We start from the raw sequence: 21,989 nt of genomic DNA on the forward strand, positions 1-21,989 counted from the left end.
CCCCCCACCCCCCCCCCCCCCCACCCCCCCCCGGGGGGGGGGGGGGGGGGGCCCCCCGCGGGGGGGGGGGGCGCTCTCCACTTGGGGGTTCTCGATTGCTGAGACACCCTCTCCCCGACCCTCCCCCGCAAGCGGGGGAGGGAGCCCACCACTTTCGCTGCTACCTACGGCCGCAGATAGAGATAACCCTGCGACTGGAGCTCGGCCAAACGGACGACGCCACCCTTCTCCGCGCTGACGAAGCCCGGCAGGAGATCCGTGAGCGTGACGTTCTGCGCCTTCATCGTGTTGCCGCAGGCGGCAAGCTCGACGCCATCCTTCGAAAAATCGCCGACGCGCTTGCTGATGTCAGGGTTGGCCTGCGCCGAGTGAAACGCCTTCAGTGCCGGGCCGTGGATCACCAGCGCGATCGTCACATGGTCGGAGCCGCCGACGCCGTCGATGTGGTTCTGGATGTTGCCGAGGACGAAGTTGACCTTCTCGGCATCGCTCAAATGATACACCACCTTCAGCTTGTTGCCCGTGCCGGCGTCCGTCGCGGCCTTCGCGCTGGAGGCGCCAAGCGCCACGCCCAGGCCTGAGACGGCGCTCCACAACATATTCCGGCGGTTCATGACGATCTCCCTCGATTGCGCCGGACACATATCATTTGTGGCGGAGCGCGGCGAGTTCCTTGCGGTCGGTCACGAGCGAGGCGCATTCCTTATTGTCCGTTCGATCCAGGCGGAAAATCCCGTCGTCGGCCCCGGCGACCAGTGACAGTTCGGCATCGTCGTCCGGCTTGTTGTTCTGCCAGACCCTGACCCGCGCCAGCCGCACGATCGCCGATTTGTCGTCCTTCGAGAGCGCGACGCCGATGCCGCCGCCCTCGCAGTCGACGCCGCAACCGAGGCGGATTTCGGTGCCGTCCTTGGTGAACACGGCGTGATGACAGGAGCCGCTGGAATCGAAATCGCCGGAGCGGTGACGATATCTGAAGCCGAGGCGGAAGGAGTTGTGGAGCTGCTTGTCTTCGGTGTCCATCTCCGCCGAGATCAGCAGCTTCATCGCGGCGACCTTCTGCTTCGGATGACGCGCCAGGTGCTCGGCATCGTAGCGCCGCACGAAGCAGGCATAGGCCTTGTTGCCGGGTACGCCCGCATACATGCGCGCGTTGAAGGTCTCGGCTTCGGCCTTGCTGGCCTCACGGATATCGTCGGCCTCCTCGGCCTGAGCGGCGCCGCCGCGCGCGGCAAGGAAGACGGCAGCAACGAGAAAAGACTTCATGATGGCCTCGCGTGCAGCAACTGAGCTGTACTTTAGACGCGAACCCGGTGCGACGCGTTCATGGTTCGCACATCAATGACACGAGCATCGCAGGGCGGAGCGAGGTGATTAGTTCCACGCGGGGCGTTAGTCATCGGTGGGGTCATAAAGGTTCATTCGATGTAACGCCTTCGCCTTTCGGAACTCGACTCCTGCGATCCCCACGGACATTGCCCGATTTCGTCGATGTGATAGCCTTCACAGACGATCGCCTTTGGCAGTCGTAGGTTGGGGTCTGCCTTTGTAAGTTTGTGGAGTCCCCGCAATGGGCGAAATTCGCAGCTTCAGATCCGGGAATGACGAGCCGCCTTCGCACGGCCCTATGCCTCGTCGCCTCGCGGCCATCATTGTCGGTGACATCGCTTCCTACAGCCGCCTGATGCAGGCCGACGAGGAGGGCACGCACGTCCGCGTCAAGCGGATCGAGCGGGATCTCATCCAGCCCAGCATCGTCGAGCACAATGGAAGTCTGGTGAAGACGACGGGCGACGGCTTCATCGCGATTTTCGACAGTCCGGTCGAGGCCGTCCGATGCAGCATCGTCATCCAGCAGAATCTCATCGGCCGCAACGCCTCGCTTCCGAAGGACACTCGGATCGAGTACCGGATTGGCGTCAATCTCGGTGATGTCATCGTGGAGCCGGACGACGTCTACGGCGACGGCGTCAACATCGCCACGCGCATCGAGGGCATCGCCGAGCCAGGCCAGGTCTTTATCTCCGGCGCGATCTACGAGCAGATCAAGCACAAGGTCGTGTGCGGTTACGAGTCGCTCGGGGACCGCAAGGTCAAGAACATCACCGATCCCGTGCGCGTCTATAAAGTGCTGCCGGATGCAGACGCGGTCGGCAGGACGCGGGGGCGGCGCGAGAATACTCTGATCTTTCTCCTGGGTATCACGCTGTCGGTGATTGCCGCCGGTGTGCTGTGGTATCTGCTGGCTCAGACACCGGGCAGGGTGAGCGAGCAGGCCACCGGGCCCACCGCTTCTCCCACCGCTTCGCCTGCCGCATCACCGAGCCCGCAGCCTCCGTCGCGCGAAGCAGCGCCGCAGACGCCGCAGCCTTCTCCCTCGTCGGCTTCGTCATCTCCGTCGCCCGCTCCGGCGCCAACTCAATCGGCAACGGCCGTCCGCGAACCCGAGATGGTCGCCATTCGCGGCGGCAGCTTTGCGATGGGAAGCAATGACGATCCGACCGAGCGTCCCGTCCATCAGGTGGCGGTCAAGCCGTTCTCGATCGGAAAATATCCGGTGACCGTGCAGGAATGGAATGAGTGCGCCGCTGCAAAGGCGTGCGGCTTCACGGCCATCGGCAAGGACGATGCGCCGGTCAGCAATGTGAGCTGGACCGACGCGCAGCAATATGCGGCCTATCTCGCTCAGGCGACGAAGAAGACTTATCGGCTTCCGAGCGAAGCCGAATGGGAATATGCCGCGCGGGGCGGAACGCAGACCAAATATTGGTGGGGCGACAAGCTGCAGCCGGGCATGGCCGGTTGCAAGGATTGCGGTGATCTCGCGGCCGAGCAACCGGCGAAGGTCGGCAGCTTCAGGCCTAATCCGTTCGGGCTCCACGACATGGGCGGCGGTATCGATCAATGGGTCGAGGACTGCTGGCATAAGACCTATCAGGGCGCGCCCGGTGACGGCTCGGCATGGAGCAGCGGGGACTGCAGCGCTCATGTCCTGCGCTCGGGCTCCTGGAAGAACGATTCGAGATATGTGCGGCCGTCCAACCGCGATGGCTACGACACCAACGTTCGTTATCCGACGCACGGATTCCGCGTGGCGCTCAGCCCTTGAGTGGAGGAGTTGGTTTGATGCAGATCCTTCGTTGCGTCGCGCTGGCGGCGGCGCTCGCATTGCTCCCGGGGGTGGCCTTTTCGCAGGGCAAGGCAGCGCCCAAGGACGCCAAGCTCTATTTCATCACCCCGCATGACGGGCAGAAGGTCCGCGGCGGATTCTGGGTCCGGTTCGGCTTGCGCAACATGGGAGTGACCCATGCCGGCGACGAGTATCAGAACGCCGGTCACCATCATTTGCTGATCGACGTCAACGACCCCATCGATCCCAAGGAGCCGATCCTGCAGGACAAGTCGCATCTGCATTTCGGGGCAGGGCAGACCGAAACGCTTCTCGAGCTTCCGCCCGGGACGCATACGCTCCAACTCGTGCTGGGCGATGCCAAGCACTATCCGTTCGAGCCGCCCATCGTGTCGGAGAAGATCACCATACGCGTCCGGCAGCCGGCTGCGGCGCGGTAGCGATCACCGCAGGCTGGCGTTGAACTTGTCCAGCATCGCCGAGCCCGGGCAGAGCGTGTCCGCTTCCAGCGTGTTGAGCGGCGTCTCGACCGTGTTGAGATGCTCGTGCAGATCTTCCGCGTCGGGATCGACGTAGAGCAGCCCCGTGACGATCTGTCCCTTTGCGGCGTGCTTTTGCAGGAAGGTCTGGGCGCCGAGCCGGTCATGCGGATCGTAGTCGGCATCGATCTTGCGCAGCGCGATCCTGCTGCCGTCATGCTGCTCGACCATTTGCACCGTGCCCGGTGCGTAATCCACCGCAATCGGATCGCGGCCGACCAGCACGTCGAGCCGGTTCACCGCGTCATTGTGCTCGCGAACATAGTCGAAGCTCTTGGTCGAGCCGGCATGATTGTTGAAGGCGATGCAGGGGCTGATGACGTCGATGAACGACGCGCCCTTGTGGCGGATCGCGGCCGCGATCAGCGGCACGAGCTGGGTCTTGTCGCCGGAGAACGAGCGCGCGACGAAAGTCGCCCCCAACTGCAGCGCGATGGCGACGAGGTCGATGGCGTTGTCGGTGTTGGTGACGCCCTTCTTGGACTTCGAGCCGCGGTCGGCGGTCGCCGAGAACTGGCCCTTGGTCAGGCCGTAGACGCCGTTGTTCTCGACGATATAGGTCATGTTCACCCCGCGCCGGATCGAATGGGCGAACTGGCCGAAGCCGATCGAGGCGGAATCGCCGTCGCCGGAGACACCTAGATAGATCAGGTCGCGATTGGCGAGATTGGCGCCGGTCAGCACGCTGGGCATGCGGCCGTGCACGGAGTTGAAGCCGTGCGAATTGCCGAGGAAATAGTCCGGCGTCTTCGACGAGCAGCCGATGCCCGAGATCTTCGCAACCCGGTGCGGCTCGATCGAAAGCTCATAGCAGGCCTCGATGATCGAGGCCGTGATCGAATCGTGGCCGCAGCCGGCGCACAGCGTCGAGATCTTGCCTTCGTAGTCGCGATGGGTGTAGCCGAGCTCGTTCTTCTTCAGCCCGGGATGGTGGAATTTCGGCTTTGCGATGTAGGTCATGACCGTCTCTCTCTGCTCCCTCTCCCCGCTCTTCGCGGGGAGAGGGTCGGGGTGAGGGGCTCTTTCGACGAGCTCGACTCGTGGTGAGTCCCCCTCACCCGGATTGCTGCGCAATCCGACCTCTCCCCGCACGCGGGGAGAGGTGATTGCATCCGATGCCTGCGCCTTACCATCATGACACTGCCTTGCGGAGCGGGGTCACCTTGAGGTGATCCTGGTGGTCGCCAATGGCTTTTGCGATGAAGCGGGCGGTGATCGGCGAGCCGTCGTAGTGCACGATCGGCACCAGCCGCACCGGGTCGATGCCGTTTTCGTTGACGATGAGCTGGCGCAGCTGGCTGTCGCGGTTCTGCTCGACCACGTAGACGAAATCGTGCTCGGCGAGGAAGCTCGCCACGCTGGAGTGGAACGGGAAGGCGCGGATGCGCAGGCGATCGAGCTGATGGCCTCGTGCCTCCAACAATCCGATCGCCTCGTCCATCGCCGGCGTAGTCGAACCGAAATAGATCACGCCGTATTTGGTCGGCCGTTCCGCATTAGCCTGAAGCGGCCGCGGCACCAAATCCTGCGCGGTCTCGAACTTGCGCATCAGCCGCTGCATGTTGTCGGCGTAGACCGAGCCTTCTTCGGAGTAACGCGCATAGCGGTCGCGCGACGTGCCGCGGGTAAAATATGAGCCCTTGGTCGGATGCGTGCCGGGATAGGTTCGGTAGGGGATGCCGTCGCCGTCGACGTCGAGATAGCGGCCGAAATCGCGGCCTTCCTCCAGCATCTCCGCGGTCATCACCTTGCCGCGGTCATATTGCTTGGCGTCGTCCCATTTCAGCGGACGGCAGAGCCGGTGATTCATGCCGATGTCGAGGTCGAGCATCAGGAAGATCGTGGTCTGGAGCCGCTCGGCGAGATCGAAAGCCGCGGCTGCGAACTCGAACGCCTCGGCGGGATCTTCAGGGAACAGCAGCACATGCTTGGTGTCGCCATGCGAAGCATAGGCGCAGGCGATGATGTCGCATTGCTGGGTGCGGGTCGGCATGCCGGTCGAGGGACCGGCGCGCTGGATGTTCATGATCACGGCCGGGATTTCGGCAAAATATGACAGGCCGATGAACTCGGTCATTAGCGAGATGCCGGGGCCGGAGGTCGCGGTGAAGGCGCGCGCGCCGTTCCAGGAGGCGCCGATCACGATTCCGATCGAAGCGAGCTCGTCCTCGCCCTGCACGATCGCGTATTTCGCCTTGCCGGTTTCCGGATCGTGCCGGTACTTCTTGCAGTGGGCGGTGAAAGCCTCGGCCACGGACGAGGACGGCGTGATCGGATACCAGGCGCACACCGTGGCGCCGCCATAGACGGCGCCGAGCGCGGCGGCGCTGTTGCCCTCGATGAAGATGCGGTCGCCGACCTTGTCGGACTTCTTCACCCGCAGCCCGGTCGGACATTTCAGGTTTTGCAGCGCCCAGTCGCGGCCGAGATGCAGCGCGTGGACGTTGGAGGACAAGAGCTTCTCCTTGCGCTTGTACTGCTCGCCGATCAGCTGCTCGATCAGCTTCGGGTCCATGTCGAGCAGCGCCGAGAGCGCCCCGAGATAGATGATGTTCTTGAACAGCTGGCGCTGGCGCGGATCGGTGTAGGTCGAGTTGGTGATCGCGGTCAGGGGAACACCGATCACGGTGATGTCGTCGCGGAATTTCGTTGACGGCATCGGCTTGGTGGAATCGTAGAACAGATAGCCGCCGGGCTCGATGCCGGCGACGTCCTTGTCCCAGGTCTGCGGGTTCATCGCCACCATCATGTCGACGCCGCCGCGGGCGCCGAGATGGCCCTGTTCGGTCACCCGCACCTCGTACCAGGTCGGCAGGCCCTGGATGTTGGAGGGGAAGATGTTACGGGGGCTCACCGGAACGCCATGGCGCAGGATCGCGCGCGCAAACATCTCGTTGGCGCTGGCCGAGCCCGATCCGTTGACGTTGGCGAAGCGGACGACGAAGTCGTTTACGCTGCTGATCGGCTTTTTGTCGGACATGCTGAACCTGCGTGAGTCATCTCGATCAAATATTTCTGCATGTCCCAGGCGCCGGTGGGACAGCGCTCGGCACACAGCCCGCAATGCAGGCAGACATCCTCGTCCTTGATCATCACGCGCCCGGTCTTGAGGTCGCTCGAGACATAGAGATCCTGGTCCGGATGCAGCGAGGGCGCTTTCAGGCGCTGACGGAGATCGCCTTCCTCGCCATTGTCGGTGAAGGTGATGCAGTCCATCGGACAGATGTCGACGCAGGCGTCGCACTCGATGCAGAGCGAGGTCGAGAACACGGTCTGGACGTCGCAGTTCAGGCAGCGCTCGGCCTCGCCCAGCGCCAGCTTGACGTCGTAGCCGAGCTCGACCTCCGTGCGGATGTCCTTCAGCGCGATCACCTTGTCGCGATGCGGCACCTTGTAGCGCTTGTCGTTGGAGATGTCGTTGTCATAGCTCCATTCGTGGATGCCCATCTTCTGCGAGGAGATGTGCACCTCCGGCAATGGACGCTCGGTGACGTCCTCGCCCGAGAGCATCTTGTGGATCGACAGCGCGGCATCATGGCCCTGCGCCACCGCCCAGATGATATTCTTCGGCCCGAACGCGGCGTCGCCGCCGAAGAATACTTTCGGGTTGGTCGAGACGAAGGTTTGCGGATCGACCTTGGGCATGTGCCATTTGTCGAACTCGATCCCGCAGTCCTGCTCGATCCAGGGAAAGGCGTTCTCCTGGCCGACCGCGACCAGCACGTCGTCGCATTCGATGGTTTGGTCCGGCTCGCCCGAGGGCACGAGGTTGCGGCGGCCCTTGGCGTCGTATTCGGCCTTCACCTTCTGGAAGGTGATGCCGGTGAGCTTGCCGTTGTCGTGGACGAAGGCTGTGGGCACGAGGAAGTTGAGGATCGGGATGTCCTCGTGAAGCGCGTCTTCCTTCTCCCAGGGCGAGGCCTTCATTTCCTCGAAGCCGGAGCGCACGACCACTTTCACCTCTTCGCCGCCGAGGCGACGCGCGGTGCGACAGCAATCCATCGCGGTGTTGCCGCCGCCGAGCACGATGACGCGCTTGCCGATCTTGTCGGTATGGCCGAACGAGACCGAGGACAGCCAGTCGATGCCGATATGGACGTTGGCGGCTGCTTCCTTGCGTCCGGGGATGTCGAGCTCGCGTCCGCGCGGTGCGCCGGAGCCGACGAAGATCGCGTCATACTTCTCCGCGAGCAGCGCCTTCATGCTTTCGATGCGGTGGCCGCCCTTGAAGTCAACGCCGAGACCCAGGATGTAGCCGGTCTCCTCGTCGATGACTGAATCCGGCAGGCGAAATTTCGGGATCTGCGAGCGCATCATGCCGCCGGCTCGTGGATCGCCGTCGAACACCGTGCAGTGATAGCCGAGCGGGGCGAGATCGCGGGCCACCGTCAGCGAAGCGGGACCGCCGCCGACGAAGGCAACGCGCTTGCCGTTCTTGGCCGACGGCCGCGGCAGGCGTTGCGTGATGTCGTCCTTGAAATCGGCGGCGACGCGCTTCAGGCGGCAGATCGCGACCGGGGTCTCCTCGACGCGTCCGCGGCGGCACGCCGGCTCGCATGGACGATCGCAGGTGCGTCCCAGAATTCCGGGAAACACGTTCGATTTCCAGTTGATCATATAGGCGTCGCTGTAGCGGCCTTGGGCGATCAGTCGGATGTATTCGGGAACGGGGGTGTGCGCAGGACAGGCCCATTGGCAATCGACCACTTTGTGAAAGTAGTCGGGGGCCGCAATGTCGGTCGGTTTCATTCCTACCCTGTCCGCGCAGGCTCAAAGACCCGGCGGCCTTTTCTTGAGCTTGGCGAACGCTAACGCGCGGCGATCTGGTTTCTGAATGACGTCATTGGGTTAGCTTATTAGAACCGGTCCGAAGTACAACGGCAAATTTGGGTGATCACCGGCTTTCATGGGAGCCCAGCGCGCACATCATTAATTGCCGCGCGCAGTATGCGGCGGTGCAACATGTTGCGATGCGTCTTAGTTGCGCGCGATGTCGCTCTTCGCGAGGTCCCACATCAGGCTGTAGGTGCCGACCGACACGGGAAGCGGGAATGGCGAGGCGGCAGGGCCGGTGAAGCGCGCGGCGATCACGGCCGAGACCGCGCCGACATGCGTGCCGTCGATCAGCACGAACCAGTCGCGTGCGCCTTCGTTGCGCACTGCCGGAATGTCCGCGGTCGCGCCCGACAATTCCGGCTCGCTTTCGAGCAGATGCATGGAGATGATGCCGTCGTGCTTTTCCGGCGCCAGCCGTTCTTGCAGTGCGTCACGCCACGCGGCCGCATTGTCCGGCGTCGGTCGCAACCGCACGAGGCCGAGCGCCGCGCCTCGGCCGGTGCCGTTGCTGATCGTGATGCGGGCGACCACGCGCAGCATGTCCTTGAAATGCGCCATGCTGCGCCGCGACCATTCGGTCTGATTGGCGAGCCGCGCCCGGTAGGCGGGACTATCGAGCACGTCGAGCGTCGCGGTCGAATACAGCGAGAGATATTTGGGATTTGCGGCGTGCGCGAGATAGCGCCGCGCCTCGAGGAATCCCTCGATCGCGACGCGCTCTTCCAGATGCTCGCGATCGTACCAGCGATTGAAATCGGCTTCATCTGAAACGTCGATGTTCATCGACGTGAGCAACATGCCCTTCCCGGCGAGTGGCATTTTCTTGTCCCGCTATCGCGAAATCTTCGAAGCGATATCTGCGATCGACTTCATGACCGCGTCCCGCACGCCGGTATCATAGAGCGAATGGCCGGCTTCTTCCACGATGCGAATCTCGGAACCCGGCCACACTTTCGCGAGCGCCTGCGATGTCTCGGGAGGGCACAACAGATCGTAGCGGCCCTGGACGATGATGCCGGGAATGCCGTCGAGCTTGCCGGCGTTCCGCAACAACTCGTTCTCCGTCATGAAGCTGTCCTGGACGAAATAATGCGCCTCCATGAAGGGCGTCGCCGGCAATGTGCGCCAGACGTTCAGCGACGCCAGGTCCAGCCGGGTCTTGGCCGCCTTGTGTTCCGACAAGGCGCGCTCGGTATCGTACCAGGCGCGCGATGCCGGGCCATGCACGGCCGGATCGGCATCGAGGATGCGGCGATAGTAGGCTTCCACCGGCCGCGCGCGCTCCTCGAGCGGCAGCACGCTCAGAAAATCCTCGTAGAGCGCGGGGTAGAATTGCGACAGGCGCGAGGTGAAGGCGATCTCGACTTCAGCACGCGTGCCGAGAAACGTCGCGCGGAGCGCAATCCCGGAAACGCGCGCGGGATGCGCCTGCGCATAAGCCAGCGCCAGCGTCGCGCCCCAGGAGCCGCCGACCACCATCCAGCGCGCGATGCCGAATTTTTCGCGGATCTTTTCCATGTCCGCGATCAGATGCTGCGTAGTGTTGTGCTCGCGCGATCCCTTCGGACGGCTGCGGCCGCAGCCGCGTTGGTCGAACAGCACGGCATGGAAACGGTCGGGATCGAACAGCCGGCGGTGGTCGGGCTGGCAGCCGCTGCCGGGGCCGCCATGCAGGTAGACCGCGGGGATTCCGTCGGCGCGGCCGACGCTCTCGACATAGAGCTCGTGGCCGTCGCCGACGTCGAGCGTTTCGGAGGTCAGCGGCGCAAAAGGATCGGCGCGCTTGACTGAGCTGGCCGCGTCGGCGTCAGGCATCATTCCCGGATTCCAGAGTGCCACCGGCGAAATTGCGATAGACGAAGCGGTTGGTTTCGCCCTCGGCCTCGCGCTCGGCCTGCTTGAAGATGGTCTCGTGCAGTGGCGACAGCGCACAGGCCGGATCGGTGTTGGCAGCGTCACCGGTCAGCGCAAAGGCCTGGCAGCGGCAGCCGCCGAAATCGATCTCGCGGAATTCGCAACTCTTGCACGGCTCCTTCATCCAGCCGGTGCCGCGATAGCGGTTGAAGGCGTCCGAGTTCTGCCAGATCCAGGCGATCGAATGGTTGGAGCGTACCGATTCGAAGTCGAGCCCGGTGATGCTCTCGGCGGCGTGGCAGGGCAGCACCTTGCCGGCCGGCGAAATGTTGAAGAACTGCCGGCCCCAGCCGCCCATGCACTTCTTCGGCCGCAGCGCGTAATAATCGGGCACGACATAGTCGATCGTGAGCCGGCCCTTCAGTCGCTCGCGCGCCTCCTCGACGATGCGGGTGCACTCGTCGAGCTGCGCCACCGTCGGCATCAGCGCGGCGCGGTTCTTCAGCGCCCAGCCGTAATATTGCACATTGGCGACCTCGAGCCGGTCGGCGTCGAGATCGACCGACATCTGGACGATATCAGGCAGTTGATGCAGGTTTTGCCGATGCATCACCGCATTCACGGTGAGCGGCAAATCAAGCTCGCGTGTCCATTTTGCCACTTCGAGCTTCTTGCGGTGTCCGTTTTTGTAGCCGCCGACGCGATCGGCCAAGCCTTCTTCAACGCCCTGGAAGCTGATCTGCACGTGGCAGAGCCCGGCATCGGCCAGCTCGCTCAGCCGCTCGCGCGTCAGCAGCACGGCCGAGGTGATGAGGTTGGTGTAGAGGCCGACGTCGCTGGCATGCTTGACCAGCTCGACGAGGTCCTTGCGCGCCGTCGGCTCGCCGCCGGAGAAATGCACCTGGAGCACGCCGATCTCGGCGAGCTCGCTCAGCACCTTCTTCCATTCCTCGGTGGTCAGCTCCTTGCCCGAGCGGTCGAGCTCGACCGGGTTGGAGCAATAGGGGCATTGCAGCGGGCAGCGGTGGGTGATCTCGAGCAGCACGGCGAGCGGAATGCCGAACGTCTCCGCCGTCGAGCGGCTCTTCTCCAGCACCGCGAGGCTGTCACTGGCGTCGGGCGGAATGGTGGGATTGCCGAGCACATCGCTCATGACGTCTTCTCCCGGGCCTCCGTGAGAAAGCCCTTGTCGGCGAGATCCTGCAGCATGACGATGACGTCGGCCAGGATCGCCTCTCGCGGCGCGGCGTATTTTGCCGCGAGCTGGTCGGACATGTCGCCAACATTGCGCTCGCCGTCGCAGAGCTGCAAGACCTCGACCGCGATCTCGTCCGGCGCCAGCACGCGTTCGGGCGCCAGGATCACCCAGACTTTTCGCGTCTCGTCATATTTCAGCTTGGCGTGCCGCGGCAGCACCGGCCGGCTGGTCTCGCTGACGCTGATGTTGCGCGGCCCGGCCATTGTTCCTCAGCTCGCTTTTTGGTGTTCTTGGGGCACGAACGCGCCCGGCGGAATGTGGCCCTCGACATAGGCGTGCTGGAGCGCGTCGAGCTGCACCCACAGCACGCTGGTCTTGAAGATCAGGGCGTTGCAGACCGACGCGCGTTGCTCGGGCGTGGTGGCATGCGCCTTGACATAGTCGAGCGCAAAGCCGGCATCGCGCGGCGCCTGTGCCAGCCGGCGTTTGAAGTAGCTCATGGTGTCAGGATTGACGAAGTCATAGTGCTCCAGCATGCCGGCAATGCGCTCTTCGTGCAGGTTCGGCGCGAACAATTCGGTGAGCGAGGAGGCGATTGCCTCCAGCGGCGACTTCTCGCGGCAATAGTGGACATAGGCTTCGACCGCGAAGCGCGTCGCGGGCAGGATGCCCTCGGTCGATTCCACATAAGCCGTGTCCAGCCCGAGGCCGTCGGTCAGCTTCAGCCAGCGCTCGATACCGCCTTCGGAGCCGATATCGCCGTCATGATCCTCGATGCGGTGGCGCCATTCCACGCGCGTGGCGCGGTCGCGGAAGCGCGAGATCACCACCGCGTCCTTGATCGGGATGGTGCTCTGGTAATAGTAGCGGTTCAGCGCCCAGGCCTGGACCTGACCCTTGTTCAGCTTGCCGCCGTGCAGCAGTCTATGAAACGGATGCAGGCTGTGATAGCGCGTCGCCCCGATATGGCGCAGCGTCGCCTCCAGCTCCTCGGCCGAGTTGAGCCTGATGTCCTTGCCGACCGAGAGCGCGGTCATTCCAGTCAGTGACGCGGCATTCACAGCACGATCTCCGTTCCGTCAGCGGGTATCTGCCAGCCCGCCGCTTCAGCGGCCTTGCGCTCGGGGGATGCGGGCAGCAGTGCCGGGTTCGAGTTATTGATATGCAGAAATATCTTCCTGTCGAGTGTGAGGTCGGCGAGCCGCGCGATGGCGCCGTGGTCACCGGACATCGCGACATGGCCCATGCTCTTGCCGGTCTTGTGGCTAAGCCCAGCCTTGATCATCTCGTCGTCCTGCCACACCGTGCCGTCGAAGAACACCAGCGCAGCGCCGTCGATCTCGGCCTTGAGCGCGTCGGTGATTTCGGCGCAGGCGGCGATGAAGTAGAAGCATTTGCCGGTCGCTTTGTCGGTGATCTTCAGCCCCAGCGTATCGCCCTCGCCGGTGTCGCCGCCCGGATGCGCCCTGCCTTCCAGGTACCAGGCCGATTTGCCCGAGACCGCAAAGGGCAGCACCTCAAGTCCCGAGCGCGCCCCGTCCGGCAGCCGCGGCTCGAACGGCTCGTTGATGTCGACCGGCAGGCGCTGCACGTTCTTCTCGTTCAGCACGTTGAAGATGCTGTTGGCCTTCAGGATCGCCAGCACCTTCTCATGCGCATAGACCGCGAAGGGCGAGCCCTCGCGCATCGACAGCAGGCCTGCCACCGCGTCCACTTCGCTGTTGGTCAGGATCACGCCTGCGATCGGCGTATGGCGCAGCGCGCCTGCCTTCGGATGCAGCTGTGGCGTCGCATTCAATTGCTGGCGGAGGTCGGGGGAGGCGTTGATCAAGAACCAGTGCTCGCCGTCGCCAGTGAAGGCGACCGAGGCTTGGGTCCGTTGCAGCTCTTGGCCGTTATCACGGGCCGTCCGGCAGCCCTCGCAGCCGCAATTCCATTGCGGCACTCCGCCGCCGGCTGCGGCGCCCAGGACGACGACGCGAAGCATGATCCGTCTCCTGGAGGCAATGTCGCGAGGTGGACCTCACGCCAACACAAATCCTGTCTTCCGGACATGCATCGTGACCGAAAGATCCACCTGCGCAGAACGCGAACTCACCAACCGCTTACTTGCGGGTAGCGCTCACATACATGTTGATTTCCATGCCACAGGGCACTTCGACGATCTTCGGGGCTTTCCAGGCCATTTCGGCTCTCCATTTTCGAGATTTCGGACGTATCCGCCCGGGGCTAAGTTACTGCGAGCACAAAAGTTCGCCAGTGAAATTTTCCCGAGGACGGGCATATTGCGCCGCGAAAAAAGCGTGGGGAACAGTACTTTCTGGTGATGCGGCCCTGCGCTCGGCGCATTCGGTCGCGAACCCTGTCCTGATAAAGCAGTTGTGAGTGCAGTGCAGCTTTCAATCCGGTACAGGCGACCCAACTGGAACTTCGTGATGCCCAGATATTTCTTCAACACCCGTATCGGCAACGAACTGATCGTGGATCCTGAGGGAGAGGATCTGCGCAATCCCGACCGTGCCTGGGAGGTTGCCCGCCAGATGATTCTGGAGGTGCTGAGATCGGAAGGCACCCAGCCGGCCCTGCTTGAGGCCGTGATCGAAGTTACCGACCGCGAAGGCGAGATCGTGCTCGAATTCCCCTTCACCGAGGCATTGCTGGACATCCCGGACCAGTCTGCCACCCGGCATTAGAGGTCCGCCGCTCTTTCCCCGTCATTGCGAGGAGCCCTTGCGACGAAGCAATCCAGACTGCTTCCGCGGAGGCACTCTGGATTGCTTCGCTTCGCTCGCAATGACGGCGAATGAGGCGTCACCCGGCTCTCGCCCTTCGCCCCTGCGAAATCCGCATGGCTTTGCCGCGTTCCCGGGGCTAAAAGACGCCGGTTAAACGGAGCAAGCCATGCAAGATCTCTGGCGCCTGTCGGCCGCCGACCTCGCCACCCTCGTCAAAACCAAAAAGGTCTCCGCCAGGGAGGCCGCGCAGGCCGGCCTCGCCCGGCTCGACGCCGTCAATCCCCAGCTCAACGCCGTGATCGACCACCGGCCCGAGGACGTGCTCAAGCAGGCCGACGCCGTCGATGCCGCCATCGCCAGGGGCGAGGACCCAGGCCCGCTCGCCGGCGTGCCCGTCACCATCAAGGCCAATGTCGACGAGGAGGGCTTTGCCACCACCAACGGCCTCAAGCTCCAGCGCGACCTGATCGCGCGCGAGGACAATCCGGTGGTCGCCAATTTCCGCAAAGCCGGCGCCGTTCTGCTTGGGCGCACCAATTGCCCGGCCTTCTCCTATCGCTGGTTCACCACCAATCTGGTCCACGGCGACACCAAGAACCCCCGCGATGCCTCGCTCACGCCGGGCGGCTCGTCCGGCGGCGCCGGTTCGGCGGTCGCGGCCGGCATCGGCCATATCGCCCATGGCACCGACATTGCGGGCTCGATCCGCTATCCCGCCTATGCCTGCGGCGTGCATGGCCTGCGCCCGACGCTCGGCCGCATCCCCGCCTTCAATCCGGCCCTGCCGGAGCGTCCGATCGGGCCGCAGATCATGGCGGTGTCGGGGCCGCTGGCGCGCACCGTCAACGACATCAGGATTTCGCTCGCGGCCATGTCGGCCCGCGACATCCGCGATCCCTGGTTCGTGCCCGCGCCGCTGGAAGGCCCCGCGCGGCCGAAGCGCGCCGCGCTGTGTCTCAATCCGGACGGCCTTGCGACCACACCGGAGGTGAAGGCAGCCGTGACCGATGCCGGCAAGCGCCTGGAGCGTGCGGGCTGGACGGTCGATGTGATCGAGAACACGCCGCCGATGCGCGAAGCGGTCGAGTGGCAGATCAAGCTCTGGCTCGGCGACGGCTATGAGGCGCAGCTCGAGATGGCCGAGCGTGAGGGCGATCCCGGCGCGCTGGCGTGCCTGCGCGGCAACCGCGCCAGGGTCACGCCGATGGACCAGGCGAATTACGCCAAGGCATTGACCCGCCGCGCCACGCTGACCCGTGACTGGATGCTGTTCTTCGAGACCTATGCCGTGCTGCTGACACCGGTCTCCGGCGAGCTGCCGTTCCCGGATCATCTCGACCGCAAGGACGAGGAATCCTTTAAGCGGGTCTGGGAAGCGCAACTGCCGCAGATCGCCACTCCCTTCATGGGCCTGCCGGGCCTCGTGGTCTCCACCGGCCTCGTCGGCAAGGCGCCAGTCGGCGTGCACATCGTGTCCGGCCGTTACCGCGAGGATCTTTGTCTGCTCGCGGGCGAGGCGATCGAGGCGGGCGGCGTGCCGCCGTCGCCGATCGATCCCGTGGGTTAGCGATGTCCGTGATCTACGACTTCAAGGCCAACTCGCTTCTCGGCGAAGAAGTGCCCATGCGCAGCTTCGAGGGCCAGGTGCTGCTGATCGTCAACACCGCGAGCAAATGCGGCTTCACACCGCAATATCGCGGGCTGGAGGATCTGCATCGCGACCTCAATCCGCGCGGCTTCTCGGTGCTCGGCTTTCCCTGCAACCAGTTCGGTGCGCAGGAGCCTGGACCGGCGAGCGAGATCCAGGCGTTCTGCTCGACCAATTACGACGTTACCTTCCCGCTGTTTGAGAAGATCGACGTCAACGGCAGCAATGCGCATCCGTTGTATGAGTACCTGAAACGCCAGCAATCCGGGCTGCTGGGCGCCTCCATCAAATGGAATTTCACCAAATTCCTGGTGGACCGCGCCGGCAAGGTGGTTTCGCGCTATGCGCCGACCGCGCGGCCCGAAGGATTACGGCAGCAAATCGAGACCCTGTTATGAGCGAGACAATCATGAGCGACGAATTTCCGGACCGCCTCTCGGTCGATCCGAGCAGCCCCTATTACAACGCGGACATTTTGGCGCGCGACGTCGGCATCCGCTTCAAGGGCGTCGAGAAGACCAATGTCGAGGAGTACTGCATCAGCGAAGGCTGGGTCCGCGTCACCGCCGGCAACGCCAAGGACCGCCACGGCAACCCGCTGACCATCAAGGTGCACGGCCCGGTCGAGCCGTATTTCAGGGATAAGAAGTAGGAGCGCGCTCTCTCCACCCGTCATCGCGAGCGCTCTCTCCTCGTCATTGCGAGGAGCCCTCGCGACGAAGCAATCCAGACTGTCTCCGCGGATGCATTTCTGGATTGCTTCGCTACGCTCGCAATGACGAAAGCAAGAGGTCCCCCATGTCCGTCCGCATCGTCGACGTCCGCGAGATCACGAAACCGATCTCTTCGCCGATCCGCAACGCCTATATCGATTTCACCAAGATGACGACGAGCCTGGTTGCGGTCGTCACCGACGTCGTGCGCGACGGCAAGCGCGTCGTCGGCTACGGCTTCAACTCCAACGGCCGCTACGGGCAGGGCGGCCTGATCCGCGAGCGCTTTGCCTCGCGCATCCTGGAGGCCGATCCGAAATCGCTGCTGAATGCGGCCGGCGACAATCTCGACCCCGACAAGGTCTGGGGTGCGATGATGACCAACGAGAAGCCGGGCGGCCACGGCGAGCGCTCCGTCGCGGTCGGCACCATCGACATGGCGGTGTGGGATGCCGTGGCGAAGATCGCAGGGAAACCGCTTTTCCGCCTGCTGGCTGAGCGTCACGGCGTCAAAGCCAATCCGCGCGTGTTCGTCTACGCCGCCGGCGGCTATTATTATCCGGGCAAGGACCTCTCGATGCTGCGCGGCGAGATGCGCGGCTATCTCGATCGCGGCTACAACGTCGTGAAGATGAAGATCGGCGGCGCCGGTATCGAGGACGATCGCACCCGCATCGAGGCGGTGCTGAAAGAGATCGGCAACGACGCGCAGCTCGCCGTCGATGCCAACGGCCGCTTCGATCTCGAGACCGGAATCGCCTACGCCAAGATGCTGCGGGATTATCCCTTGTTCTGGTACGAGGAAGTCGGCGACCCCCTCGACTACGCGCTGCAGGCAGCCCTCGCCGAATTCTATCCGGGACCGATGGCGACCGGCGAAAACCTGTTCAGTCACCAGGACGCCCGCAATTTGATCCGCTACGGCGGCATGCGCCCGGACCGCGACTGGCTGCAATTCGATTGCGCGCTGTCCTACGGCCTATGCGAATACCAGCGCACCCTTGAAGTGTTGAAAACCCATGGCTGGTCGCCGAGCCGCTGCATCCCGCACGGCGGTCACCAGATGTCGCTCAACATCGCAGCCGGCTTAGGCCTCGGCGGCAACGAGAGCTACCCCGATTTGTTCCAGCCCTACGGCGGCTTCCCCGACGGCGTCCGCGTCGAGAACGGCCACATCACCATGCCCGATCTCCCGGGCATCGGCTTCGAAGGCAAATCGGATCTCTACAAGGAGATGAAGGCGCTGGCGGAGTAGCGCAACGCGAGGGGCGCGACGGCCGCGCCACACACTCCGTCATTGCGAGCGCAGCGAAGCAATCCAGAGTGTTTCCACGGGAGCAGTCTGGATTGCTTCGTCGCAAGGGCTCCTCGCAATGACGGTGGCGAGAGGGGAGCGCTTCGACGGGCGCTTCGGCTGCTGCGGGCGAATTGCTGGGATTGCGCGAGGTGTCGCCACAATCTCCGTCATTGCGAGCGCAGCGAAACAATCCAGAATCTTTCCGCGGAGGCAGTCTGGATTGCTTCGTCGCAGAGCTCCTCGCAATGACGGCGGAGAGAGCGTCGTCGGCTGGGTTCGCCTTGACGATGTGCCGTGAGCCGAATGTCTCTACGACAGCCGCATATCCAGCAGCCGCCGGCCTTCGCCCTTCAGCAGCTTCTTCACCGCGCTCGAGGCCACCACCTCGCCGTCATTCGCATAGGCTTCGTGGTTCTTCTCGATGTCGTCGAGGCGGTAGAGGTAGTTGACCATCACGCCGGCGGACTCGCGCACGCCCTTGGGCGAGAGATCTCCTAACCAGTTGATGCGCTCGAGGCGGGCGCCGTTGCCGAGATGAAAGCGCGCGACGGAATCGATCAGCTTGCCTTTCGGCGTGCGTGCCTTGAGGAAGTAGTGCGCCGCGAGGGGTTCGATCACGCCACGTAGCAGTGTCGTGGTCTCGGGGTTCTCGAACCATTTGGGATCGTCGAGGCGCTTCAGGATCTCGCGGTCCTCGTCCGACAGCGGCAAATCCTTGTCCTGCTTCACCCATGGCATGAAGCCCGGCACCGGCGACAGCGTCACGAAATTGTCGAGCTTGGGCAATTCGCGGCGCAGCTCCTCCACCACCTGCTTGATCAGGAAGCTGCCGAAAGAGATGCCGCCGAGACCGCGCTGGGTGTTGGAGATCGAGTAGAACACGGCGGTGCGGGCGCGCTCGATCGGGACGGAGGGGCGGTCGACCGCGAGCAGCGGCGCGATCGCGCCGGGGATCGTCTCCGTCAGCGCCACCTCGACGAAGATCAGGGGCTCGTCGACCATCGCGGGATGGAAGAAGGCGTAGCAGCGACGGTCGACCGGATCGATGCGGCGGCGCAGATCGTCCCAGTCGCTGATCTCGTGTACGGCTTCATAACGGATGATCTTTTCGAGGATGTTGGCCGGGGTCGACCAGTCGATCCTGCGCAGCACGAGAAACCCCCTGTTGAACCATGACGAGAGAAGATGCGAGACGTCGCGATCGAGTGCGGCGAGATCGGCGTGCCCGTTCATCATGTCGAGCAGGTCGGCGCGCATCTTGACGAGATCGCCGGTGCCGCCGGGCGCGCGGTTGAGGCGGCGGATCAGCTCCTGCCGGCGCGGCTCGGAGGCGAAGTGCAAGGCGCTGGCATCCTCGTCGGCCGGCTTGGCGCGCCATGTCTCGATCGCCTTGGACAGGCGTTCCCGATCCGGGCCGAAATCGCGCACCAGTGCTTCGAAAAAGGCGCGACGTCCCGCCGCATCCAGGTCCTGGTAGATGTCGAGCACCTCACGCGCCATGGCGGTGCCCGACGCTTCGCCCCGACCCGACAGCAGCGCGCCGCAGAGCTCGATCAATCCATCGGCGTCCGGCTTGGTGTCGGCAGAATCCCCGCGGCGAAGCAGCGTGCGGCCACGCTCGGAGATGGTGGTGAGCAGGTCGGAGAAGAAAGCGTTGGCCATCGGGGCTTTCGTGTCAGGTTTGTGCGGTGCGGGAATCTTACACGGGATTTGGGCGGAAGCCGATCACAATCAAGCGGGGGATTTTGGCAAGTTTAGCGGGGGCGGGCGGTTCGAAAACCCAAAGAAAGCTGTCATGCCCCGGCTTGACCGGGGCATCCAGTACGCCGCGGCTTTTCGGTTCTAGCCGCGCCGTCCCAGAGTACTGGATCGCCCGGTCAAGCCGGGCGATGACACGGAGTGTGTGGCAAACTCCGTCGGCGTCCGTCCCGTCACCTGACGGAACGCGGCCGAAAACGCCGGCACGCTGGCATAGCCGAGCTGGGTCGCGAGCTGCTTCACCGACACATTGGCATCGGTCGACAGCCGCTGGATCGCCGCCGCGATTCTTGCGCGCTGGCACCAGCTCTTGAAGCTCAGCTGCGTCTCTGTCGAAAACAACCGCGACAGCGTGCGCGCGGATGTTCCGACCTCGCGCGCCAGCGCGTCAATGTCGTGCAGGCCGGTGGGATCGTCGAGCACGATCATGGCCGCGCGCCGGCAGCGCGGCTCGTGTGGCAGCGGCACGAAGGTCGCGGAATCCTCAGCCTGGACCAGCTCCAGCATCACCAGGCGAACCAGCAGATCGGTCCGCTCCTCGGTATTGTGGGCGTCGAACAGCGCGAGGATCGCCTGGTTCAGCAGCGGCGACACCCGCACCACGAATTCCCTGGTCAGTCCCTCATGGCGCTGCTCGCGCTTCAGCCAGGCGAGGTCGAAATACAGCGTGCGCATCTCGATGTCGGCGAGCAGATCGATGGCGTGCTGGAGCCCGGCGGGGACCCAGACCGCGCGGTCCGGCGGCACCAGCCAGCGCCCCCCGGGCGTCGTCACCTGCATGGTGCCCCTGGCGGCATAGATCAGCTGTGCCTCGCGGTGCATATGCGGATCGATCCGCATGCCCTTGGGGTAGTCGCGCGCGACCAGATGCACGCCCGCGGGCGAGCGATGATTGCTCCGGACCGCCCGGAGGATTGGCGTCTCGACGACAGTCATTGGCGGCATCCCGTCACTCGCCCGACATATAACTCATTTCGGAGCAGGAGAGGATTCGGAATGAACAGCCCCGGCCGGGTGATCAGTTTCGTCAACGCGGGCCATTTCATCGACCATTACGCGATGCTGATTTTCGCCGCCGCGGTGATCATCATGGGACCGGCGCTCGGCATGGCCTATTCGGAACTCTTGCCTTATGCGACGCCGGGCTTCGTCGCCTTTGGCGCGGGCTCGCTGCTCACCGGCTGGCTCGGGGACCGCTGGAGCCGCCGCCACATGATGCTGATCTTCTTCGTCGGCATCGGCGCCTCCATGATCTCGGTCGGGTTCGTGCAGACGCAGGCGCAGCTCGGCGCGGCGCTGTTCGCGATCGGCATTTTTGCCTCGATTTATCATCCCGTCGGCACCGCAATGATCGTCTCCTACGCCGACAGGCTCGGCCGCGAGATGGGCATCAACGGCGTCTGGGGCAATCTCGGCGTCGCATCGTCGGCGCTGGTCACCGGCGTAATCGGCCAATATCTCGGCTGGCGCTTCGCCTTCATCGTACCCGGCATCGTCACCATCCTGATCGGCATCGCCTTTGCGATGATGGTCGTGCACGAGGACCGCAAGGGCTCGAAGCAGGCGGCAGCGCAGGCGCGGGTCGCCAAGCAGGACATGTGGCGCGTGATCCTGTCGCTGCTGATCGTGGTGATCGCGATCTCCACCACGTTCAATGCCGTCACCGTGGCGCTGCCAAAGCTGTTCGCGGAGCGGCTCGCCGATCTCACCAAAAGCCCGGCGCTGCTTGGTGTTATTGCCGCCTGCGTCTACGTGTTCGGCGCGATGACGCAATACACGATCGGCCGGCTGCTCGACCGCTATTCGCTGAAGACGGTGGCGCTGCCGCTGTCCTTCATGCTGGCGCCGTTCCTGTATCTGGCCGCGAGCCTGTCCAATTTGCCGCTGATCCTGGTCTCGATCGGCATCGTCATGGGCGCGTTCGGGCAGGTCACGGTCAACGACGCCATGGTCGGCAAATACACCAGCGAGGAATGGCGCTCGCGCGCCTATGCCGTGCGCTACTTCATCGGCTTCACCGCGGCCGGCGCCTCGGTCGGCCTGGTCGCCTGGCTCTACGAGCAGGGCGGCTTCGTCACCATGCTGCATGCCTTCGCCGCACTCTGCCTGCTCGCGATCGCAGCCGCGATCATTCTGCCGCGCGAGATCAGGACACCGCACGCGGTGTGAGGGATCGGCATGAGGCGCGTGGCTCTCTCCACGTCGTCATTGCGAGCGCAGCGCAGCCAAAAACCAAAATTAGGCGGGGGGCCGGTTGGTTTTTTTTCAGGGGGGCGCCAAA

General features: G+C 64.1%; 22 protein-coding genes. 8 read left to right on the forward strand and 14 right to left on the reverse strand.

Annotation, left to right across the window (positions count from 1 at the left end):
* Positions 1-164 precede the first annotated feature (164 nt).
* Both AC0L3K_RS16355 and AC0L3K_RS16360 read right to left on the reverse strand, forming a co-directional pair.
* A complete protein-coding gene (locus AC0L3K_RS16355; RefSeq protein ID WP_473254544.1) occupies positions 165-614 on the reverse strand; it encodes a DsrE family protein in 450 nt (149 codons plus the stop codon).
* A gap of 31 nt (positions 615-645) precedes the next feature.
* A complete protein-coding gene (locus tag AC0L3K_RS16360) occupies positions 646-1,266 on the reverse strand; it encodes a hypothetical protein (RefSeq protein WP_473366357.1) in 621 nt (206 codons plus the stop codon).
* A 304-nt stretch (positions 1,267-1,570) separates the two neighbouring features.
* Here AC0L3K_RS16360 and AC0L3K_RS16365 point away from each other — a divergent pair, with 304 nt between their 5' ends.
* Together AC0L3K_RS16365 and AC0L3K_RS16370 are read left to right on the forward strand one after the other, a co-directional pair.
* The gene (locus tag AC0L3K_RS16365; RefSeq protein ID WP_473254546.1) at positions 1,571-3,109 is read left to right on the forward strand and encodes an SUMF1/EgtB/PvdO family nonheme iron enzyme; all 1,539 of its coding nucleotides are present in this window, start codon (positions 1,571-1,573) and stop codon (positions 3,107-3,109) included.
* Positions 3,110-3,126: 17 nt separating this feature from the next.
* Complete coding sequence (locus AC0L3K_RS16370; protein ID WP_007595687.1) at positions 3,127-3,570, forward strand: DUF4399 domain-containing protein; 444 nt, start codon at positions 3,127-3,129, stop codon at positions 3,568-3,570.
* 3 nt (positions 3,571-3,573) lie between these two features.
* Here the strand turns inward: AC0L3K_RS16370 and AC0L3K_RS16375 are convergent, their stop codons facing one another.
* The 10 genes from AC0L3K_RS16375 to pqqA all read right to left on the reverse strand — a co-directional run bounded on the left by AC0L3K_RS16375 (position 3,574) and on the right by pqqA (position 13,743).
* A complete protein-coding gene (locus AC0L3K_RS16375; protein WP_007595686.1) occupies positions 3,574-4,629 on the reverse strand; it encodes a 2-oxoacid:ferredoxin oxidoreductase subunit beta in 1,056 nt (351 codons plus the stop codon).
* A gap of 172 nt (positions 4,630-4,801) precedes the next feature.
* Positions 4,802-6,649: a 2-oxoacid:acceptor oxidoreductase subunit alpha gene (locus AC0L3K_RS16380; protein WP_473254547.1), complete on the reverse strand. Its 1,848-nt coding sequence runs from the start codon at positions 6,647-6,649 to the stop codon at positions 4,802-4,804.
* Positions 6,619-8,418, reverse strand: coding sequence for an FAD-dependent oxidoreductase (locus AC0L3K_RS16385; RefSeq protein WP_007595682.1), 1,800 nt, complete (start codon positions 8,416-8,418; stop codon positions 6,619-6,621). The genes AC0L3K_RS16380 and AC0L3K_RS16385 overlap by 31 nt, the downstream gene beginning before the upstream one ends.
* Before the next feature lie 228 nt (positions 8,419-8,646).
* Positions 8,647-9,324 carry a hypothetical protein gene (locus AC0L3K_RS16390; protein WP_473254548.1) on the reverse strand — a complete coding sequence of 226 codons (678 nt, stop codon included), beginning with the start codon at positions 9,322-9,324 and terminating at the stop codon, positions 8,647-8,649.
* A gap of 12 nt (positions 9,325-9,336) precedes the next feature.
* On the reverse strand, positions 9,337-10,323 hold the full coding sequence (gene pip / locus AC0L3K_RS16395; protein ID WP_007595673.1) for a prolyl aminopeptidase: 987 nt from the start codon (positions 10,321-10,323) through the stop codon (positions 9,337-9,339).
* Positions 10,313-11,512 carry a pyrroloquinoline quinone biosynthesis protein PqqE gene (gene pqqE, locus AC0L3K_RS16400; RefSeq protein ID WP_007595671.1) on the reverse strand — a complete coding sequence of 400 codons (1,200 nt, stop codon included), beginning with the start codon at positions 11,510-11,512 and terminating at the stop codon, positions 10,313-10,315. The genes pip and pqqE overlap by 11 nt, the downstream gene beginning before the upstream one ends.
* Complete coding sequence (gene pqqD / locus AC0L3K_RS16405) at positions 11,509-11,820, reverse strand: pyrroloquinoline quinone biosynthesis peptide chaperone PqqD (RefSeq protein WP_007595669.1); 312 nt, start codon at positions 11,818-11,820, stop codon at positions 11,509-11,511. Before pqqD ends, pqqE begins: the two co-directional genes overlap by 4 nt.
* 6 nt (positions 11,821-11,826) lie before the next feature.
* Positions 11,827-12,618: a pyrroloquinoline-quinone synthase PqqC gene (pqqC, locus tag AC0L3K_RS16410; protein ID WP_473366358.1), complete on the reverse strand. Its 792-nt coding sequence runs from the start codon at positions 12,616-12,618 to the stop codon at positions 11,827-11,829.
* Positions 12,615-13,544, reverse strand: coding sequence for a pyrroloquinoline quinone biosynthesis protein PqqB (gene pqqB / locus AC0L3K_RS16415; protein ID WP_007595666.1), 930 nt, complete (start codon positions 13,542-13,544; stop codon positions 12,615-12,617). The genes pqqC and pqqB overlap by 4 nt, the downstream gene beginning before the upstream one ends.
* Positions 13,545-13,662: 118 nt before the next feature.
* On the reverse strand, positions 13,663-13,743 hold the full coding sequence (gene pqqA, locus AC0L3K_RS16420) for a pyrroloquinoline quinone precursor peptide PqqA (protein WP_007595659.1): 81 nt from the start codon (positions 13,741-13,743) through the stop codon (positions 13,663-13,665).
* A gap of 249 nt (positions 13,744-13,992) precedes the next feature.
* Here pqqA and AC0L3K_RS16425 point away from each other — a divergent pair, with 249 nt between their 5' ends.
* From AC0L3K_RS16425 to tarD, 5 genes are all read left to right on the forward strand, one after another.
* Positions 13,993-14,250, forward strand: a complete 258-nt coding sequence (locus AC0L3K_RS16425) for a DUF6894 family protein (protein ID WP_007595657.1) — start codon at positions 13,993-13,995, stop codon at positions 14,248-14,250.
* A 208-nt stretch (positions 14,251-14,458) separates the two neighbouring features.
* The gene (locus tag AC0L3K_RS16430) at positions 14,459-15,859 is read left to right on the forward strand and encodes an amidase family protein (RefSeq protein ID WP_473366359.1); all 1,401 of its coding nucleotides are present in this window, start codon (positions 14,459-14,461) and stop codon (positions 15,857-15,859) included.
* Between the two features lie 2 nt (positions 15,860-15,861).
* A complete protein-coding gene (locus AC0L3K_RS16435; protein WP_027519751.1) occupies positions 15,862-16,338 on the forward strand; it encodes a glutathione peroxidase in 477 nt (158 codons plus the stop codon).
* The gene (locus AC0L3K_RS16440; RefSeq protein WP_007595651.1) at positions 16,335-16,592 is read left to right on the forward strand and encodes a DUF3297 family protein; all 258 of its coding nucleotides are present in this window, start codon (positions 16,335-16,337) and stop codon (positions 16,590-16,592) included. The genes AC0L3K_RS16435 and AC0L3K_RS16440 overlap by 4 nt, the downstream gene beginning before the upstream one ends.
* A 146-nt stretch (positions 16,593-16,738) precedes the next feature.
* Positions 16,739-17,908, forward strand: coding sequence for a D(-)-tartrate dehydratase (tarD, locus tag AC0L3K_RS16445; RefSeq protein ID WP_473366360.1), 1,170 nt, complete (start codon positions 16,739-16,741; stop codon positions 17,906-17,908).
* A 351-nt stretch (positions 17,909-18,259) separates the two neighbouring features.
* Here the strand turns inward: tarD and AC0L3K_RS16450 are convergent, their stop codons facing one another.
* Both AC0L3K_RS16450 and AC0L3K_RS16455 read right to left on the reverse strand, forming a co-directional pair.
* Complete coding sequence (locus AC0L3K_RS16450) at positions 18,260-19,612, reverse strand: malonyl-CoA decarboxylase (protein WP_007595642.1); 1,353 nt, start codon at positions 19,610-19,612, stop codon at positions 18,260-18,262.
* A 180-nt stretch (positions 19,613-19,792) separates the two neighbouring features.
* A complete protein-coding gene (locus tag AC0L3K_RS16455; RefSeq protein ID WP_007595640.1) occupies positions 19,793-20,644 on the reverse strand; it encodes an AraC family transcriptional regulator in 852 nt (283 codons plus the stop codon).
* 60 nt (positions 20,645-20,704) lie between these two features.
* Here AC0L3K_RS16455 and AC0L3K_RS16460 point away from each other — a divergent pair, with 60 nt between their 5' ends.
* Complete coding sequence (locus tag AC0L3K_RS16460) at positions 20,705-21,877, forward strand: MFS transporter (RefSeq protein ID WP_007595638.1); 1,173 nt, start codon at positions 20,705-20,707, stop codon at positions 21,875-21,877.
* Positions 21,878-21,989 lie beyond the last annotated feature (112 nt).

It is taken from the genome of Bradyrhizobium sp. MI1.10 (assembly GCF_055811035.1).